The sequence below is a fragment of the Paracoccus saliphilus genome, from assembly GCF_028553805.1.
GTDB lineage: Bacteria > Pseudomonadota > Alphaproteobacteria > Rhodobacterales > Rhodobacteraceae > Paracoccus > Paracoccus saliphilus.
In genome coordinates this window covers 411,694-429,526 of sequence record NZ_CP067140.1, presented here as the reverse complement: position 1 = coordinate 429,526, position 17,833 = coordinate 411,694, and the positions used below count along the sequence as shown (strand labels likewise).

At 63.2% G+C, this 17,833-nt stretch carries 19 protein-coding genes and 1 tRNA gene; 13 read left to right on the top strand and 7 right to left on the bottom strand.

The window, feature by feature from the left end; genetic code table 11:
• Positions 1 to 18: 18 nt before the first annotated feature.
• From JHX88_RS02025 to JHX88_RS01995, 7 genes are all read left to right on the top strand, one after another.
• On the top strand, positions 19 to 726 hold the full coding sequence (locus JHX88_RS02025; RefSeq protein WP_076522564.1) for a response regulator: 708 nt from the start codon (positions 19 to 21) through the stop codon (positions 724 to 726).
• The gene (locus JHX88_RS02020) at positions 726 to 1,895 is read left to right on the top strand and encodes an FIST N-terminal domain-containing protein (RefSeq protein ID WP_084202733.1); all 1,170 of its coding nucleotides are present in this window, start codon (positions 726 to 728) and stop codon (positions 1,893 to 1,895) included. The genes JHX88_RS02025 and JHX88_RS02020 overlap by 1 nt, the downstream gene beginning before the upstream one ends.
• Positions 1,885 to 3,207 carry an ATP-binding response regulator gene (locus JHX88_RS02015; protein WP_076522563.1) on the top strand — a complete coding sequence of 441 codons (1,323 nt, stop codon included), beginning with the start codon at positions 1,885 to 1,887 and terminating at the stop codon, positions 3,205 to 3,207. The genes JHX88_RS02020 and JHX88_RS02015 overlap by 11 nt, the downstream gene beginning before the upstream one ends.
• 92 nt (positions 3,208 to 3,299) lie before the next feature.
• Positions 3,300 to 3,920: a hypothetical protein gene (locus JHX88_RS02010; protein ID WP_076522562.1), complete on the top strand. Its 621-nt coding sequence runs from the start codon at positions 3,300 to 3,302 to the stop codon at positions 3,918 to 3,920.
• A complete protein-coding gene (locus tag JHX88_RS02005; RefSeq protein WP_076522561.1) occupies positions 3,917 to 4,261 on the top strand; it encodes a hypothetical protein in 345 nt (114 codons plus the stop codon). The genes JHX88_RS02010 and JHX88_RS02005 overlap by 4 nt, the downstream gene beginning before the upstream one ends.
• A 137-nt stretch (positions 4,262 to 4,398) precedes the next feature.
• On the top strand, positions 4,399 to 5,085 hold the full coding sequence (gene rpe, locus JHX88_RS02000) for a ribulose-phosphate 3-epimerase (RefSeq protein ID WP_076522560.1): 687 nt from the start codon (positions 4,399 to 4,401) through the stop codon (positions 5,083 to 5,085).
• Positions 5,086 to 5,136: 51 nt separating this feature from the next.
• Complete coding sequence (locus JHX88_RS01995; protein ID WP_076522559.1) at positions 5,137 to 5,916, top strand: SDR family oxidoreductase; 780 nt, start codon at positions 5,137 to 5,139, stop codon at positions 5,914 to 5,916.
• A gap of 30 nt (positions 5,917 to 5,946) precedes the next feature.
• Here the strand turns inward: JHX88_RS01995 and JHX88_RS01990 are convergent, their stop codons facing one another.
• Both JHX88_RS01990 and JHX88_RS01985 read right to left on the bottom strand, forming a co-directional pair.
• A complete protein-coding gene (locus JHX88_RS01990; protein ID WP_076522558.1) occupies positions 5,947 to 6,267 on the bottom strand; it encodes a TM2 domain-containing protein in 321 nt (106 codons plus the stop codon).
• Between the two features lie 112 nt (positions 6,268 to 6,379).
• On the bottom strand, positions 6,380 to 7,240 hold the full coding sequence (locus JHX88_RS01985; RefSeq protein WP_076522557.1) for a D-amino-acid transaminase: 861 nt from the start codon (positions 7,238 to 7,240) through the stop codon (positions 6,380 to 6,382).
• Positions 7,241 to 7,415: 175 nt separating this feature from the next.
• Here JHX88_RS01985 and JHX88_RS01980 point away from each other — a divergent pair, with 175 nt between their 5' ends.
• A complete protein-coding gene (locus JHX88_RS01980; protein ID WP_076522556.1) occupies positions 7,416 to 8,372 on the top strand; it encodes an L-malyl-CoA/beta-methylmalyl-CoA lyase in 957 nt (318 codons plus the stop codon).
• Between the two features lie 556 nt (positions 8,373 to 8,928).
• On the opposite strand, the gene JHX88_RS01975 is transcribed toward JHX88_RS01980, so the two are convergent.
• Positions 8,929 to 9,813 carry a TIGR02186 family protein gene (locus JHX88_RS01975; protein ID WP_272848163.1) on the bottom strand — a complete coding sequence of 295 codons (885 nt, stop codon included), beginning with the start codon at positions 9,811 to 9,813 and terminating at the stop codon, positions 8,929 to 8,931.
• Positions 9,813 to 10,727, bottom strand: a complete 915-nt coding sequence (locus tag JHX88_RS01970; RefSeq protein ID WP_076522555.1) for a sulfite exporter TauE/SafE family protein — start codon at positions 10,725 to 10,727, stop codon at positions 9,813 to 9,815. Before JHX88_RS01970 ends, JHX88_RS01975 begins: the two co-directional genes overlap by 1 nt.
• Before the next feature lie 146 nt (positions 10,728 to 10,873).
• Here JHX88_RS01970 and surE point away from each other — a divergent pair, with 146 nt between their 5' ends.
• From surE to JHX88_RS01955, 3 genes are read left to right on the top strand one after another with little or no spacing between them, the layout of a single operon-like run.
• The gene (surE, locus tag JHX88_RS01965; RefSeq protein ID WP_076522937.1) at positions 10,874 to 11,698 is read left to right on the top strand and encodes a 5'/3'-nucleotidase SurE; all 825 of its coding nucleotides are present in this window, start codon (positions 10,874 to 10,876) and stop codon (positions 11,696 to 11,698) included.
• Positions 11,695 to 12,354: a protein-L-isoaspartate(D-aspartate) O-methyltransferase gene (locus JHX88_RS01960; RefSeq protein ID WP_076522554.1), complete on the top strand. Its 660-nt coding sequence runs from the start codon at positions 11,695 to 11,697 to the stop codon at positions 12,352 to 12,354. The genes surE and JHX88_RS01960 overlap by 4 nt, the downstream gene beginning before the upstream one ends.
• Before the next feature lie 38 nt (positions 12,355 to 12,392).
• Positions 12,393 to 13,520, top strand: a complete 1,128-nt coding sequence (locus JHX88_RS01955; protein WP_076522553.1) for a LysM peptidoglycan-binding domain-containing protein — start codon at positions 12,393 to 12,395, stop codon at positions 13,518 to 13,520.
• Between the two features lie 62 nt (positions 13,521 to 13,582).
• Here the strand turns inward: JHX88_RS01955 and JHX88_RS01950 are convergent, their stop codons facing one another.
• From JHX88_RS01950 to JHX88_RS01940, 3 genes are all read right to left on the bottom strand, one after another.
• Positions 13,583 to 14,269: a hypothetical protein gene (locus JHX88_RS01950; protein ID WP_076522552.1), complete on the bottom strand. Its 687-nt coding sequence runs from the start codon at positions 14,267 to 14,269 to the stop codon at positions 13,583 to 13,585.
• Positions 14,270 to 14,345: 76 nt separating this feature from the next.
• Positions 14,346 to 15,716 (bottom strand): TolC family outer membrane protein, encoded by a 1,371-nt coding sequence (locus JHX88_RS01945; RefSeq protein WP_076522551.1) that lies wholly within the window; start codon positions 15,714 to 15,716, stop codon positions 14,346 to 14,348.
• A gap of 23 nt (positions 15,717 to 15,739) precedes the next feature.
• Entirely contained in the window at positions 15,740 to 16,393 is a 654-nt protein-coding gene (locus JHX88_RS01940) for a protein-L-isoaspartate O-methyltransferase family protein (RefSeq protein ID WP_076522550.1), read from the bottom strand.
• Between the two features lie 126 nt (positions 16,394 to 16,519).
• Here JHX88_RS01940 and JHX88_RS01935 point away from each other — a divergent pair.
• Positions 16,520 to 16,593 (top strand) — tRNA-Cys (locus JHX88_RS01935).
• Between the two features lie 21 nt (positions 16,594 to 16,614).
• Positions 16,615 to 17,808 (top strand): 3-deoxy-D-manno-octulosonic acid transferase, encoded by a 1,194-nt coding sequence (locus JHX88_RS01930; protein ID WP_076522549.1) that lies wholly within the window; start codon positions 16,615 to 16,617, stop codon positions 17,806 to 17,808.
• Positions 17,809 to 17,833 lie beyond the last annotated feature (25 nt).

Here is a 17,833-nt window from a genome sequence, read left to right as displayed (position 1 = left end):
GCCTTGGGAGGAGATACGATGACCGCCGCAGCCATGCAGGCGAAACCGCCGCAGACGCCACGACCGAATGCCGATCAGGTTCGAGAGATCCTGATCGTGGACGACCACCCGCTGATGTGCGACGCCCTCGCGCTGACGCTCAAGATCAGCTTTGGTCTCAAGAATGTGCGCACCGCGCGCAGCCTGGGGGCCGCGATCGAGCAGATCAAGGCCCAAGGTGCACCCGATGCGGTGATCTTGGACCTGAACCTGCCGGATGCCCGTGGGGCCGAGGGGATCGTGACCCTGCGCCGACAATTGCCCGACGTCCCGATCACCATGATCTCGGCGGACCTGGAAGGCGCGATGATATCGGCCGCGATGGCAGCAGGGGCACAGGGCTATATCAGCAAGTCACTGAGCCGCGAGGCGCTGGTCGACAGCCTGCGCCGGATGTGGGACGGCGAATTCGTCACGCCCGAGGGTTACGAACCCGATCAGGCTGATGCCAAGGACGAAGCACGCGCCGAACTGGCCCGCCGCTTTGCGACGCTGACCCCGCAGCAGATGCGTATCCTGCGACTGATTTGCCAGGGCAAGGCGAACAAGGAAATCAGCTACGAGCTGTCCATCGCCGAAGCCACGGTGAAGACCCATATCACCGCGATCATGTCCAAGATCAATGCCCGCCGCCGGACGCAGGCGGTGCTGCTCGCCAACTCGATCAGGCTGTTCGAGGCCTGCTGATGGATACCGGCCCGGTCGCGAAGGAGGACGTCGCCGGGCCGGTGGCCGTGCAGGCCGACCGCGATGCCGCCGATCTGGCGGATCGCCTTCTGGCCGGCCTGCGCGCCGCCGATCCCGGACTCGTTTTGGTATTCGGAGCCGCGGGCGAGGGACTCGCCAAGCTGGGCTCCGATCTGCATGCGTCCCTGCCATCGGGATGCGTGATATGCGGCTGCTCGTCGGCGGGAGAGATCGGCCCGGGCGGCTACAGCTCGGGCAGCGTGGTCGCGATCGGCTTTCCCCGCAGCAGTTTCCGTGCGGAAGCGATCACGCTACGCAACCTGGCGACCCTTCCCGTTTCGGACTGGATGGCCATTCTGCGCCGCATGCACAGCAATTTCAGCCCCGATGCCGCGCGCTCGCAATTCGGGCTGCTGTTGGTCGATGGCGTTGCCGGGCAAGAAGACGCGCTGGTTTCGACGATCGAGGCCGCCTTGCCCGCCGTGCCTGTCCTGGGCGGCTCGGCAGGCGATGCGCTGGATTTCCGGCAAACGACCCTGCTGGTCGATGGCGAGGTCATCAGCAATGCCGCCGTTTTCCTGCTGGTCGAGACCGATCTGGCCGTCAGCGAGGTGACCTTCGCCCATTTCAGCCCGACCGAAACCCGCGCCGTGGTGACCGCCGCGATCCCGGACAAGCGCCGCATCGTCGAGCTGAATGCCGAACCCGCGGCCGAGGAATATGCCCGCATTACCGGGCTTGCCATGCAGGACCTGACGCCGACCGAATTCGCCCGCCACCCGCTGTTGTTGCGGATGGGCAGGCGCCATCACGTCCGCGCCATAAGCGAATTGACCGAGGATGGCGGGCTGTCGCTGATGTCCTCCATCGACACGGGCACCGTTCTGACTCTCGGGCGCAGCGACGACATGACCCAGGGTTTCGCGGAAGCGTTGGAGGCATTGCCGCGCCCGCCGCTGATGGTGCTGGGCTTCGACTGCATCCTGCGGCGACTGGCGCTGGAGCGCGCCGGGCTGATGGATACGATGTCCGAGATGTTCACCCGTTACCGCGTCGCGGGCTTCAACACCTATGGCGAACAGCATAGCGGTATGCATGTGAACCAGACCTTCGTGGGCGTGGCCTTCATGCCGCCCATACCGGAAGGAGAGGCGCATAATGCTGCGTGACAGTGATCCGCCGCATCGGCAGGTCGAGAAACTGAGGCGCATCACCGACGTTCTGATCGACCGTATCGACCGGCTCGAGGAGACACGGGGTTCGGCATGGTCGATGTTCCAGGCCGCCGTCGCGCTGGAACAAGAGGTTCTGGCCCGCACAAGGCAGCTTGAACAGGCGATGGCCGACCTGTCGCAACGCAACCGCGAACTGGCCGTCGCCCGCGCCGCCGCCGAAGAGGCGAACCGCTCGAAAACCCGATTCCTGCGCGCCGCCAGCCATGACCTGGTGCAGCCCTTGTCCGCCGCCCGGCTGTTCCTGTCGGCACTGACCGACACCCCCATGGACGAACAACAGAAGGAACTGACCGAACGCCTGTCGGGCGCTTTCGAATCGGTCGAGCAATTGATGCATGCCGTCCTCGACATCTCACGCCTCGACAGCCAGCGCATCGAGTTTCATCGCCAGCCCGTCCCGTTGGGGGAATTGTTTCGCCGCCTCGCCGCCGAATTCGCGCCCTTGGCCGAGGCAAAAGGCCTGCGGCTCAGCTTTGCCCCGACCGATGCGGTGGTGGAAAGCGACCCGGTCTTCCTGCGCCGTATCGCGCAGAACCTGGTGTCGAACGCGATCAAGTATACCAACCGCGGCGGCGTCGTCGTCGGGGTCCGGCGACGTGGCGCGACCGGATGGCTCAGCGTGTATGACAGCGGTGTCGGCATCCCGGCGGTAGACCGCAACCGGATCTTCGACGAGTTCCAGCGGCTCGGGAACGATAACGGCACCCCAGGCATGGGTTTGGGCCTGTCGATCGTGCGGCGCGCTTGCAACAAGCTGGGACACCCGATCAGCCTGAGTTCCGAGGCGATGCGCGGCACCTTGTTCCGCGTTGGGCTGCCACTGATCGATGGCAGTCACGAGCACCACCCGAAAGCAAGCGATGCGTCGAGCCACGTGCTGCGCGGGCGTGTCGCGCTGGTCATCGAGAACGACCATGGTATGCGCCGTGGCTACGAGATGATCCTGGCAGAACGTCTCGGCATGGTCGCCCGCGTGACCGGCGGCACGGCAGAGGCACTTGCCACGATGGGCGAAGAGCCGCCCGATATCATCCTTGCCGACTATAACCTGGAAGGCGACGATACGGGCCTCGCGTCGATTCTGGCGCTGCGGGACGCGGCGGGCAGGAATGTTCCCGCCGTGGTGGTGACCGCTCACCGGGATCCCGAGATCGCCCGGCGCTGCGCCGCGATGGGGGTGCCGCTTCTGGAAAAACCCGTGCGTCCGGCCGAGTTGAGCGAGATTCTGGTCAGGCTTCTGAGTTAAGGCTGCGACCTAGGGCTGAGAGAGGGCCATGCGGGGCTTGTTCTTCGGAACGCAGGGCGCAAGTCTGGTCCGGTATTATGGGAGGAACGGCAATGAAACGCAGCATCGCCACCGCGCTGTGGCTGGGGCTGTCCGCGAGCCTTGTCGCGGCATCTCCGCTGGTCGCGGGCGAGGCCGGGGACATGGTCTTCGCTGACCGGGGACCATGGTCGATCGAGCCCGATGGGCTTAGCTGGTCGGTGCATGTGGACGGGCCGGACGCGGCCGGTTTCCTGCATGTCGAGGATGGCTCGGTCACATTGAACGAGATCACCGATCCTTCGGACAACCAGCCGGCCCTGCAGCTGACCCAGGAAACCGACAGCCGGACCCGCGAGATCGGACCGTTTCCGATCTCGGGCGGCGATCCGGTGCTGACCTTCTTCCTGGAGCAGACGACCCGGGATATCGCCAAGCTGACCGGCGGCAGTCCGTATTACATACGCAACCGCATCAAGGATGCGCTGTTCAGAAGCGGCGAGATCTCTCAGGACGGCAGCACGGCCACTTTTCATCCTTTCGAAGATGATCCGAATGCCGGGCAGATGAAGGGTTTCGAAACGCTGACCCTGACCTTTGCGCTGGATGAAGACCCCGAAGCCCCGATCCGCGAATTGCAGGCCCGGACGGAGGGTGACGAGCCGGGCTATATCAAACGAATGGTGCTGCAATGAAGCCGACCGTCATCGCGATTGCTCTTGGCGTAACGCTAACCGCGTCCGCGGTATGGGCGCAGGCCGTGAATGACTATCCAACGAATGTCCGCGCCGAGTATGTTTTCACCTGCATGGCCTCGAACGGCCAAAGCCGTGACATTCTGGACCGTTGCTCTTGCGCTATCGACCAGATCGCCTCGGTGCTGCCCTATGAGGACTATGTCAACGCCGAGACCGTGTTGCGGATGCGTCAAGTCACCGGCGAGCGCGCCTCGATGTTCAAGGGCATGGCCGAGATGACCGATATCATCGCCCGCCTGCGGCGCGCCGAGGCCGAAGCCGAGATCCTCTGCTTCTGACAGGCGCGACCTGAAGGGAGATCCTGTCCGCTTGCGGTTGACGGGAAGTCGTTTTCGACCATAACCGATACCAACGGCTTTTCCGTCATGTCATCGTGCCGGGCCGGATATCGCGACGACTGCAGGAAGGATCAGCCATGAATTTCGACCGCCGCATCAAGATCGCCCCGTCGATCCTCTCTGCCGATTTCGCCGATTTCGGGCGCGAGATCCGGGCCATCGAGGCCGAAGGCGCCGATTGGGTGCATGTCGATGTCATGGACGGCCATTTCGTGCCCAACCTGACCTTTGGCCCTCCGGCGGTGAAAGCCTTCCGTCCGCATGTCCGGGGCTTCATGGATGTGCACCTGATGATCGCCCCGGTCGATGCCTATATCGACGCCTATGCCGAGGCCGGCGCCGACATGATCACCGCCCATGTCGAGGCCGGGCCGCATCCGCACCGGACCCTTCAGGCGATCCGGGCGGCGGGAAAGAAGGCCGGGATCGCACTCAACCCCGGTACCCCGGTCGAGGCGGTCGAATACCTGCTGGATCTCTGCGACATGGTGCTGGTGATGACCGTGAATCCCGGTTTCGGTGGGCAGAAATTCATCCATAGCCAGATCGACAAGATCGCCCGGCTACGCGGCATGATCGGCGACCGGCCGGTCCATATCCAGGTCGATGGCGGCATCGATGCGAAAACCGCCCCCCTCGTCGCGACGGCGGGGGCCGATGTGCTGGTCGCGGGCTCGGCGGTTTTCAAGGGCGGCTCGGTCGATCAACCTAGCATCTATGGCAACAATATCCGTGCCATCCGCGAGGCCGCGCAAGCGGTTTGACAATCCCGCCGCACAAGCGTTTGCTCTGCCGCGAAGAAACAGGAGGACGTTATGGATCTGGGGATCAAGGGAAAACGAGGGCTGGTTTGCGCGGCTTCCAAGGGGTTGGGGCGCGGCTGCGCCGAGGCGCTGGCCGAGGCTGGCGTCAACCTGGTCATCAATAGCCGGACCGAGGCCGACATCACCCGGACCGCCAAGGAGATCGCCGACAAATACGGTGTCGAAGTCACTCCTGTCGCCGCCGATATCACCACCGATGAGGGCCGCGAACGCGTGTTGGCCGCCACCGGCGAGGCCGATATCCTGGTGACCAATGCGGGCGGCCCTCCTCCGGGCACCTGGACGGATTGGAGCCGCAAGGATTTCATCAAGGCCATAGATGCGAACATGCTGTCGGCGATCGCGCTGATGCAGGCGCTGGTTCCCGGTATGATGGAGCGTGACTGGGGCCGGGTCGTCAACATCACCTCGCAATCGGTGCGCTCTCCCATCGCGGTGCTGGGCCTGTCGAATACCGCCCGCGCCGGGTTGACCGGCTTTGTCGCAGGCATGTCTCGGCAGGTGGCAGGAAGCGGAGTTTGCGTCAACAATATCCTGCCCGGCATCCATGCCACCGCCCGCGCCGACAGCCTGGACAAGGGTGTCGCCGAGAAGGGGGGAATCAGCATCGACGAGGCCCGCAAGAAACGTCAATCGGGTATCCCCACCGGCGCCTATGGTCAGCCCGAGGATTTCGGTGCCACCTGCGCCTTCCTGTGCAGCCAGCAGGCGCGCTTTATTGTCGGCCAGAATATCCTGCTTGATGGCGGTGCGCTGAACGTGACGGTCTGACGTCGTTATCCTTCGTCGGGACCGGGTCGCTTAACGCTCCCACCCGGTCTCGGCGAGCAGCCTTTGCCGGATGATCGCATTGTCCTCGCGGATCATACCGGGGATCAGGAACATGTCGATGATCACCCACAGGCAAACGAAGCCGATCGGCAACCAGCCGATCAGGATGGGGGCGGTCAACCAGCCCAGCCCCCAGATCAGCAGCATCAGGAACCCGCTGACATAGCGGCCCAGATACATCCGGTGGACGCCGCAGCCCCACAGGAGAAGCAACAGCAAATAGGCGACAATCTGGGACTTCCCTTCATTCGCCACCCGCTGCTCGATCAGCAATTGCTGTTCTACATTCATCGCTACCGATCCTCTGATCCACCATTACCTTCATGTAAGAGGTAATATCCCGCAGCGGATAGGCAAGTGGCGAGACCTAACCATCTATAAAACCAAGGAAAATCCAGGCAGATCAGATCGCCGTCTTGCGGCTTTCCTCCAGGTAGATTTCGCGCAAACGCGTTGCCACGGGACCGACCTTGCCGCCGCCCACCGATGTGCCGTCGATCTCTATCACGGGCATCACGAAGGCCGAGGCCGAGGTCACGAAAGCCTCGTCCGCCGCCTGTGCCTCGGCCAGGGTAAAGCTGCGCTCCTCGACCTGCATCTGCGCCTCGCGGGCAAAGCGCAGCACGGCGGCGCGCGTGATCCCGTGCAGGATATCGTGGCTCAGCTCGCGCGTGATAATCTTGCCGTCCTTGACGATATAGGCATTGTTCGAGGTGCCTTCGGTCACCTTGCCCTCCTCGATCAGCCAGGCATCGTCGGCCCCGCGTGCCTTCGCCTCCATCTTGGCCATGGACGGATACAGAAGTTGAACGGTCTTGATGTCGCGCCGTCCCCAACGCAGATCCTCGACACTGACGATCTTCCATCCGGTTCGGGCAGCCGGAGCATCCGCCAAACCGGGCTTCGCCTGCGTGAACATGACCGTGGTCGGAACCGTTCCCTTCGGCGGATAAGCAAAATCACGATCACCGGGATTGCCACGAGAGACCTGCAGATAGATCAACCCGTCGGTGATCCCGTTACGCTGGACCAATTGCCGATGCGCGTCGAGATATTCATCCTCGGACAACGGGTTGTCCATCTCAAGCGCCTCAAGGGAACGGGCCAGCCGCGCCATGTGACCGGCGAAATCCAGCAGTTTGCCGTCCAGGACGCTGACCACCTCGTAGACGGCATCCGCCATCAGGAAGCCCCGATCAAAGATCGAAACCGTGGCCTCGTCCTCGGGCAGAAATTCGCCATTCACATATACGGTCCGCGCCATGCCTTATCCTCCGTTCCGGCCGATTTCCTTGGTCCTGCGCCGAAAGCGGCACAGCGTCAAGCACGACAATCCGACGGGCCCGCCATGCTGCGGTGCAAAAACCCGGCTTGATGCTCGCAAAGGGCTGCGTTAAACGGTGGCGCAACATCGTTTCACCGAACGCCAAGGATTCGCAATGAGCTTTCGCCTTCAACCTCAGCCACCCGCCCGCCTCAACCGCTGCCAATTGTTCGGTCCGGGTTCGCGGGTGGCTCTGTTCGAGAAGATGGCAAAGTCCGATGCAGATGTGATCAATATCGATCTCGAGGATTCGGTCGCCCCCGATGACAAGGACAACGCGCGCAAGCAGACCATCCAGGCGATCGGGGATATCGATTGGGGCGACAAGACCTTGTCGGTGCGGATCAACGGGCTGGACACCCCCTACTGGTATCGCGACGTGGTGAACCTGATGGAACAGGCAAGCGAACGCCTGGACCTGATCATGATCCCCAAGGTCGGCAACGCCTCGGATATCTACGCCGTCGACGCCCTGGTGACCGCGATCGAAAGCGCGAAGGCTCGCGAAAAGCGGCTCGGCTTCGAGGTCATCATCGAAAGCGCGGCCGGTATCTGCCATGTCGAAGAAATCGCCGCGGCCTCCCCCCGCATGCAGGCGGTCAGTCTCGGGGCGGCCGATTTCGCCGCGTCGATGGGCATGGCCACGACCGGGATCGGCGGGACGCAGGAAAACTATTACATGCATCGCGAGGGTCAGAACTACTGGTCCGATCCGTGGCATTGGGCGCAAGCGAAAATCGTCGCGGCCTGCCGCAGCCATGGGGTTCTTCCGGTCGACGGTCCATTCGGCGATTTCAGCGACAAGGAAGGCTTCATGGCCCAGGCCCGGCGCTCGGCAACCCTTGGAATGGTTGGCAAATGGGCCATCCATCCCAGCCAGATCGCACTGGCCAACGAGGTCTTTTCGCCATCCGACACCGCCGTGACCGAAGCACGCGAAATTCTCGCCGCGATGGAAGAGGCCAAGCGTTCGGGCGCGGGCGCCACGGTTTACAAGGGAAGACTGGTCGATATCGCCTCGATCAAGCAGGCCGAGGTCATCGTGCGTCAGGCCGAGCTGATCCGGACGTAATCGCCATACCCGAGCAGGCCCGGTTCAGTGGAGGGAGCCAGCCTGCGATTTGGGAGGGCGCGGGCCCCGTGGAAACACGGGGCCCGCTGCGTTCCGGTTGACCGGAACCCCCCGGAATGGGATCCGCGAAACCGGCCGGAAGGAGTTGCAACAGGCAGCGTGCGTTGCATTGGCACGCCAACGCAACACACAACCGATTCAGCCAGCAAATGCTGGGGTTTCGACGGCACAGCCCGTACACCGCGCGTACACAGGGCGTACACAGCCTGTACACAGGCAGCGCGCGTTGCGTGATGAATTCCGATCATTCGTTCGAGTCACGTAGTATGCCAAGCTGTAGCCGGAAACTATCGCACAGAATTTAGTACGAAAAACATACTGAGGCAGCGGATAGGGACCGCCACCTTACCACGAAACTCGATGCGCCCCTTCTTCTTCACGCAAATATCCCTGGGGGGCACCGGGGGGCAGGCAGCCCCCCGGCCATCGCGGAACGCAATTTGTTCCCTTTTCTTTCCTGCCACGACTCCGGCAGGAGCCATCCCAAGCTGCGAAATCAGGCGCGGCGCAGCTTGCGGAAAGCGGCAGAGGCGCCCCAACCGGCAATCACGGCAACGGCGAGCGACATCAGCCCGTAAAGCAGCGGCTGATCGAAGGCCAAACGGTAGAGCCAGCGTTCCAGCCCGACCTTCCGAACATCGATTGGCGCGCGATAGACATCCATGACCTGCCCATCGCGCAGCAGGAAGATCCGGGTCTTGTAATCGCCCTCGATCAGATTGGCAGGCAAGCGCACATCCGCGCGGAACAGCGTCTGGTCCACCAGTTTCACGCTTCCCTCATCGAGCCGATACAGCCCATTGCTTTCGCGCAGGCGGATCAGGGCCTCAGTAAAAGGCACCGCGTCGTCGACGGCCAGTTTTCCGGCATAGGCCCGCAGCGCCAGCGGCAAGGAGATCCGGTAGCGGCGATCCCAATCCTCTTGCAGGATGTCACTCATCGGCCCCGAGGTCGCGACGGCGTAGAATCCCGGCGCGGCTCCGATCTCGACCTTTTCGGTGTTGATCCAGATACCCGCCTTGCGTTCCTTGCGCCAGATCGTCAGCGGGCGCGACGGTGCCTCGACAGTCACGATGATCTGTAGCGGCGGACCGTCGGGGATCGGTGTCTCGCGCTTGATCGCGCCATAGATCAGGATCTCGGACCCGTCGAAGCTCGCCGTGATCGCCACCGAATCCCTGGACAGCCCGGCCACGACCTGCTCGACAGGGCGGTCCTTGCTCTTGGCGATTGCGGCGATCACGCGCTGGCGCTGCGACGGGTCGGGAAAAGTCGGGACCGGTTCGCCATACTCGATCATGCCGGCCGGTGCATCGGCCTCTTGTGCCGTGGCCGCTCCGGCCAGCCACAGCGCCAGAAGGGCTGTCAGGGCCGTCCGCATCACCGCGCCTCCGTGGTGATCGAGTAAAGATCGTCCGGGCGCAGGAACAGGTCCAGCGCCAGCTTGCCGCAGACCAGCAGCACCAGCAGAGCCAGAAGGATGCGCAGTTGCTCGGCCCTGAGACGCGCACCCAGGGTGGTGCCAATCTGCGCACCGACCACCCCGCCCACGATCAGCAGCACGGCCAGCATGATATCCACGGTGTTGTAGCTGACCGCATGCATCACCGTCGTGAAGGCCGTGACGAAGGTGATCTGGAACAGCGAGGTGCCGACGACGACCTTGGTCGGCACGCCGAGCAGGTAGATCATCGCGGGAACCATGATGAACCCGCCGCCCACCCCCATGATCGCGGCCAACACACCGACGGCCACCCCGACCAGCAGCGGGGGAATGACGCTGATATACAGGCCCGAGGCGCGGAATTTCATCTTGCCGGGCCAGCGATGGACCCACATGTGCTGGTGCGAACGCTTGCGATAGGTGGGGTTCTTGGAGCGGCGCAGCGCGCGGACACTTTCCTGCAGCATCATCGCGCCGATCAGGCCCAGGAACACGACGTAGCAAAGCTGCACGACCAGATCGACCTGGCCGACTTCCTGCAGGATGGTAAATACCCACACGCCCAGGCCCGATCCGACCAGGCCGCCAGCCAGCAGCACACCCCCCATACGGAAATCGACGGTCTTGCGCTTGACATGTGCCAGCACACCAGAGACCGACGAGGCAACCACCTGATTGGCGCCCGTGGCCACGGCGATGGCCGGGGGAATGCCGATGAAGAACAGCAGCGGTGTGATCAGGAAGCCGCCGCCCACCCCGAAAAGCCCGCTCATCAGGCCGACGAGGCCGCCAAGCCCGACCAAAGTGAAAGCGTTGACCGAAACCTCGGCAATGGGAAGAAAAATCTGCATGTCACGCGCTATCGGGCAAGTTGTCTCAGGATGCAATGCCGGGCTGGTCACGTCAAACCACTTTCCGTCAGCCTCCAATGGGTTGAAGCCTATCCGGCACAGGGATAAGCAGAGAAATGAAACAACAGCGCTTGAACGGAACCGCAATGCGCATTCTCATCACCAATGACGACGGCATCAACGCTCCGGGGTTGGAGGTGCTGGCCGAAATCGCCGCCGAGATCGCCGGGCCCTCGGGCGAGGTCTGGACGGTCGCCCCTGCTTTCGAGCAGTCCGGGGTGGCGCATTGCATCAGCTATTCGCATCCGACCATGGTCGCCCGGCTGGAAGAGCGCCGATACGCCGCCGAGGGCAGCCCCGCCGATTGCGTGCTTGCCGCGATTTCGGACGTGATGGCCGATGCCCTTCCCGATCTGGTCCTGTCCGGTGTGAACCGTGGCAATAACGCGGGCGAGAACGCGATGTATTCAGGCACGATCGGCGGCGCGATGGAGGCGGCGTTGCAGGGTCTGCCTGCCATCGCCCTGTCGCAATACCTGGGGCCCGAGACGGCTGGCCTGGACGATCCGTTCGAGGCGTCGCGGCGTCATGGTGCGGCCGTTGTTCGCCGGCTTCTGGAGCTTGGCGACTGGAATTCCAGTGACGATTTCCGGCTGTTCTACAACGTCAATTTCCCCGCGAAGCCAGCCTCGGACGTGCGCGGCATCCGTGTCGCTCCGCAGGGGCGCCGGAAGGATTCGCGCTTCAGCGTGATGCCCTACACGGCGCCGAATGGCAGGCGTTTCATGTGGGCGCAGGGCGGATCGCAGCAGGCTCCGGCCAACGAGGGAAGCGATGTGGCGGTCAACATGGAGGGTTTCGTGTCGGTCACGCCGATGCGGGCCGACCTGACCTGTCATGCCTCGCTTGATCGGCTTTCCGAGGCTCTGGACCGTGACCGCGAGCAGCAGGAGGCCGATCCGACCAGATGAGCGACGAGGATCATCAGGACAGCCCGGCGGAACGCAAGATGCGCTTTCTTTTCCAGCTGCGCTCGCGCGGGGTGACCGATCCGCGCGTTCTGGCGGCGATGGAACGGATCGACCGCGGCATCTTCGTTCGCGGGCAGTTCGCGGATCGCGCATATGACGACACGCCCCTGCCCATTCCCTGCGGCCAGACGATCAGTCAGCCCTCGGTGGTGGGCCTGATGACGCAGGCGCTGAATCCGGGGCCGCGCGACACGGTTCTGGAGGTGGGCACCGGCTCGGGATACCAGGCGGCGGTGCTGGCCGGGCTGTGCCGCCGGGTCTATACCGTCGACCGCCACCGCCGGCTGGTGCAGGAGGCCGAGGCGATCTTCCACGATCTCGGGTTGCCGAATATCACCGCGCAGGTGGCCGATGGCTCTCGTGGACTGCCCGATCAGGCACCCTTCGATCGCATTCTGGTGACGGCCGCGGCCGAGGACCCCCCAGGTCCGTTATTGGCACAGCTCAAGATCGGCGGTATCATGGTGGTGCCTGTCGGGCAGTCAGACGCGGTGCAGACATTGATCCGCGTGACCCGGTCCGAGACCGGGTTCGATTACGACGAGCTGCGGCAGGTGCGGTTCGTGCCGCTGGTCGAGGGGTTGGGCCAGTCATGACCCCCGGCCGGGCAGAGTTACAGGTTAAGGATAACGGAATGAGCGGAAATTTCAGGCTTCTCGCCAGTGCGGCAGGGACAATCGCGCTGCTTGCATCCTGCGGCCCCAATGGCTTTGACCCGGACCTGCGTGGATGGGTTCCCGGCGCGCTCAACACCGCCGATGCGGCGGCCAAGGCCGTGCCACGCCCGAATCCCGACAGTCGCGGATTGATTTCTTTCCGCGATTACCAGGTCGCGATAGCCAAGTCGGGCGACACCCCGGCCAGCATTGCATCACGGATTGGATTGGGGGCCGATGAGCTGGCGCGGCACAACGCATTGCCCGCCGACGCGACCCTGCAGAGAGGTGCGGTCCTCGTACTACCCCGCCGCGTCGAGGGTGGAACGCAGGTCCAGGGCGGCATCGTCAGCAACACCGGACAGGTCACCGATCCTTTCGCCGGTCAGGACAAGGACAGCGCCCAAGGCCAGACCACCGCGCCCAAAGGGCAGCAACCCAAGCAGCATCAGGTTACCGCGGGTGAGACAGCGTGGTCAATTGCGCGGAAATACGGCGTCAACGTTCAAGACCTGGCATCGTGGAACGGGCTGCCATCCGATATGGGGCTTCGGGTCGGTCAGAGGCTGATGATCCCGGTCGCGGGCCAGGCCGCGCCCAACACCGCGGCAGCCACGACAGCGCCAGGTTCCGGCACCCCGACTCCGCGTCCGCCATCCGCCGCCGAGCCCCTTCCGGACGAGGATACCTCTCCTGCCTCGGAGCCCGGGCCCGAAGCCGATGCCCCGGATCTTGGTGCGACGCGGACGGCGGCCTCGGGCAGCGGGCGCTTCAACATGCCTGTCTCAGGTTCGATTGTTCGCGTCTATGAGAAGGGCAAGAATGACGGCATCGACATTTCCGCGCCGAGCGGAACACAGGTCAAGGCGGCAGGATCCGGCTCGGTTGCCGCGATTACCCGCGATACGAAAGGCGTGCCGATTGTCGTCGTCCGTCACGATGACGGGTTGATGACTGTCTATACAGGACTGGACGGGCTGAACGTTTCCAAGGGAGACAGCGTCAGCAGCGGGCAAGCGATGGGAACTGCCGGAGATTCCGGCGTCGTCCATTTCGAGGTCCGCCGCGGCTTTGACAGTGTCGATCCCGAGGATTACCTGCGCTGATTTCCAATCATGACCGGCCAGATGGCTTATGCGCATATGGCCGGTCAGTTGGTTTTCCCGCCTCAAACGCGGTCGAACTGATCGTCGATAGCCGCCGCGATCTCGCGCCGGATCACGATGCGCAGATTGCGCGAGAATCGCTGACCAAGCTCTCCCTGCAATTCACCCTGGATCATTTCGCGGATCTGGCTGCGAACGCCTTTGATATCATCTTCGATCACCGGACCGAAGAGCGATCCAAGCCCATTGGTGGCGAGCGGTTGCGGTTTATTATTCACGGCTTCCAGCTTGGCCGGACCCTCGTCACGAAGATCGACCTTTTGCGCGATCCCGCTATCTGAGAGCGGTTTGAGTTGTTTTGCCGTCTGCATCTGCTTTTCCTTTTCCATGTCAGTGACGTTATTCACGACACCCGCATCCGGCGGGCGAGCGTTCTCGCTCTCATCGCTTTGCGATGAAATTGTTTCTTCGGTGTTTCTGGAAGAACCCGGCTGCTCTTGCAGCGTGACGGGACTGCCGATGATATTGCATCGCTTATCATCATCGGCTTCGGCTGGCTGTTCAGAGGTCACGGCAATCGCGTTCCGAACCGGCGCCCTGGCACCCAGCCATCCGCGCCAGCCAAGGCTGCCGCTCCTGTCCGTATTGTCAGTCGAGGCATCAAGCGGCAGGTCTATCGCCGCATCGGCAGGGCCATTGCCGCTGGAGGATCGGGAAGCGGAGCGTTTCTGCTGCCTTGCCGATTTCACAGCCGGCCCCGTTCTGCAGGTAAACCTGTACAGAACCGTGCATCAGCCATGGGTTACCCCCATGGCTGAAATGTTGTCAGTTGTCGCGACCGATGGCGCGCAGAACGCGGTCCAGGCTTTCGCCCTGTTTGCTGGTAAACGGCGCATCGCGCACCGCGTTGTAATATTGGGACGGGTCATATGTTGGAACCCCAAGCTTAAGGTTTTCTACCGTAAGCAGACCCATAGCGGCCAAAAGTTGATAATGTGCTAATTGCAGATTGGCTTCCGCCGTAATCTTGTCAGCACGCGCCTGGAGCAGGGACTGTTCCGCGTCCAGCACATCCAGCGTCGTGCGCGCGCCAAGCTGAGCCTCTTCGCGCACTCCGTCATAAGCTTGCTGCGCAGCTGAAATCTGTTCGTCGATCGCCCCGATCTGCGCACGCGCCACGTCGATATTCGCCCAGGCTGTCCCGACCTGCTGATTGACATCCCGTGCGACACCCAAAAGCGCGGCCCGCGCCTCGTCGCGCGAGGCCATCGCCTTGCGATGTTCGGCTGGCAGGCGTCCGCCGGAATAAATGGTCTGGCTCAGCTCCAGCCCGACCGATCCGTTCAGGCGGGTGTCGTAATCGCCGGTCACCTGATTGGCCACATCGCGCCCCACTCCGACCTGAGCCGTACCGGACAGGGTCGGGTTGCGGTCCGCCGCTCGCGCGGCCACGCCCAACTCGGCAGCCGCGGCGGAACGCTGTGCCTGCTTGATCGCCGGGTGATTCTTTTGCGCAATGGACCGGGCCGCTTCCAGATTGGCGGGAAGTTTGGGCAAAGGTGGAGGAGCGGATAATTGGCCGGGCCTATTGCCGGTCGCGGCCAGATATTGTTCCTGCGCCACTTCAAGATCGCCCTCGGCAGCAGCCAGGGACGCCCGCGTCGCTGCAAGCCGCGCTTCTGCCAACGCGACGTCCGTCACCGTGATCTCGCCCACATCGAAGCGATCCTGCGCGGCCTGGCGTTCCTGCCCGATTACCCGAACCGAATTCTCTTGCAGGGAAACCTGTTCGGTCGACCGGCGGACATCGAAGAAAGCCTGGGTCGCCCCAAGAAGAACGTCCTGTTCGACTCCGACCAGCGCCTGCCGGGTTGCCAGCACCTGCTCCTTGGCCGAATCGATCGCCAATTGCGAACGCCCCCAATCATAGAGCGGAATTTCGGCACGCACGGCCAACGAACTGGAACGTGCAGTGGACGCCCCTTCTGTCCGTTGAACCTGGTGACTGGCGACCCATTGCAGGATCGGGCGAAGTTCGGCCACGGCACCAGCGACATCCTCGTCGGCGGCCCGCAGAACGGCGCGGTTCTGTTCCATCAGCGACGAATGTCGATAGGCGGAGACCATGGCATCCGCCAGCGATTCCGCGCCCGCAGGCAATGCGGCGGCAACAGACAACGCCGCAGCGGTTGCCATGCGTTTGAGACTCGTCAGCTGTTTCACAGGTTGAATCCCCGTTCCTTCGTGAAGGCCTTTAGCACCGGCGCATGCGCGTTGAACGCATAGCGCCAGTTTACCCGACCATTCAGGCGATATCCGATTCGGGCAACGCCAAGCGAACCTTCCATGAAGAGGGCGCCGATCCGCCCTCCCTCCTTCAACTGATCCAGGATTGCCGAGGGCACTTCCTCGACCGCACCTTCGATCAGGATGACGTCATAGGGACCTTGCTTGGGGTTCCCCTCGGTCAGGTTGCCGTGAAGCGTCGCGACATTGAAGACATCCGCCTCGGCAAGCCGTTTCTCGGCTTCGGCCGCCATGGTTTCATCGTCCTCGATGGCGACCACGGCCTCGGCAAGCCGTGCGACGACCGCGGCGGAATACCCATAGCCGCAGGCCAGATCCAGAACCAGATCACCGGGTTGGACATCCAGCCCGTCCACCAGCTTGGCCAATGTCCGCGGCTCGAGCAGGACGCGCCCCTCACCTATGGTGAGATTCTCGCCTGAATAGGCGACGGCACGCAGAGGTGCCGGAACAAACTCTTCACGGGGAATCGCCAGCATGGCTTCGATCACCGGGAACTTGGTCACATCATTAGGGCGAACCTGGGTATCCACCATCACGGTGCGGCGCGCGGCAAAATCGGTCATTGTCGGAACCTCTGCTCGACCTGCTTCGGGGGCTTATTGCCACGTTTCATGTAGGTGAGCAACGGCGGTCATTCCAGTCTTGCACGCCGCGCATCGATCCTTTATCCCAAACGCACTCTCGACGGCGGTGGGTTGGCGGAGTGGTTACGCACCGGATTGCAAATCCGTGAAGACCGGTTCGATTCCGGTACCCACCTCCATCATCAGCCCGAGGGTTTCCGATGATCTACACCGCAACCACCCGATTGGCCGAAGCCTTTCTGCGATTACGCGCAAATATTGGCAGATCGGAGAACCTGCGGAACAGGCTCGTTCTGGACCAGGCGCCCGCCACCGCAGATATCTGGGTGCACGGCGCTTCCGTGGGCGAACTGACTTCAGGCCGCCCGATGATCGAGGCATTGGCCAGTGAATTCAGCATACAGGTCACGACGAACAGCGTGACCGGACGCGATATGGTCGCCGGGTGGGGTCTGCCCGCAAGATTGGCTCCGCTGGATATGCCGGGATCGCTGAACCGCTTTCTGGATGCCGCTCAACCGCGCCTTGCGCTGACTATCGAAGGCGAGTTCTGGCCGTTGCGTTCCCGCGTGCTCGCAGAACGAGGTATCGCGCAAGCGATGATCGGCGCGCGGATGTCCGAGCGTTCGGCGGCGAAATGGAGGCGGCTGCGCGGTGTGATCTCGCCGATGCTGGGGCGGATTGCCGCCCTATCGGCCCAGGATGCGGGAAGCGAGGCCCGTTTGCGCTGTCTTGGCCTGCCGGATGCAGCGATACTGCCGCAACTGGACCTGAAGCTGCTGTCACCAGCGCAGGTCGTCCCGCCCGCCGACGATTCGGCACGCGGCCTTGTCGCTCTGGCCGCCTCGACCCACGAGGGCGAGGATGCGGTGATTCTGGACAGCTGGCTGGCGGCACGCGCCGTCCACCCCGAGCTTCGGTTGATTCTCGCCCCACGCCATCCGCAGCGCAGCGATGACATTGCCGGGCTGATCGCTGCGCGTGGGCTGGATGTCCGGCGACGGTCCGAGGGTGCCGAGGATGCGCCGCTCTTGCTGGCAGACACATTGGGAGAGATGCCGCGCTGGTATGCAAAGGCTGGAATTTGCCTCGTCGGAGGATCGCTGACGGATAATGGCGGGCATACGCCTTGGGAACCTGCGGCATATCGCTGCGCGATCCTTTGCGGCCCGCATGTCAGCAATCATGCAGAAAGCTATGCCGCCCTTGCCTCGGCAGGCGGAGCCGTCGCGATAGACAGTGAAACCTTGCCCCTCGAGTTGATCCGGCTGACAGGCGATCTTGCCGCTGCTCGAACGATGGGCCATGCCGCACGCGATGTGCTGAACAGGCGCGCGGGTGATCCCACGGCATTGCTCGCCCGGCTGAGAGAGCTTGCCAAATCCGGATTGTGACACGATATAGGGTGGACATGAATGG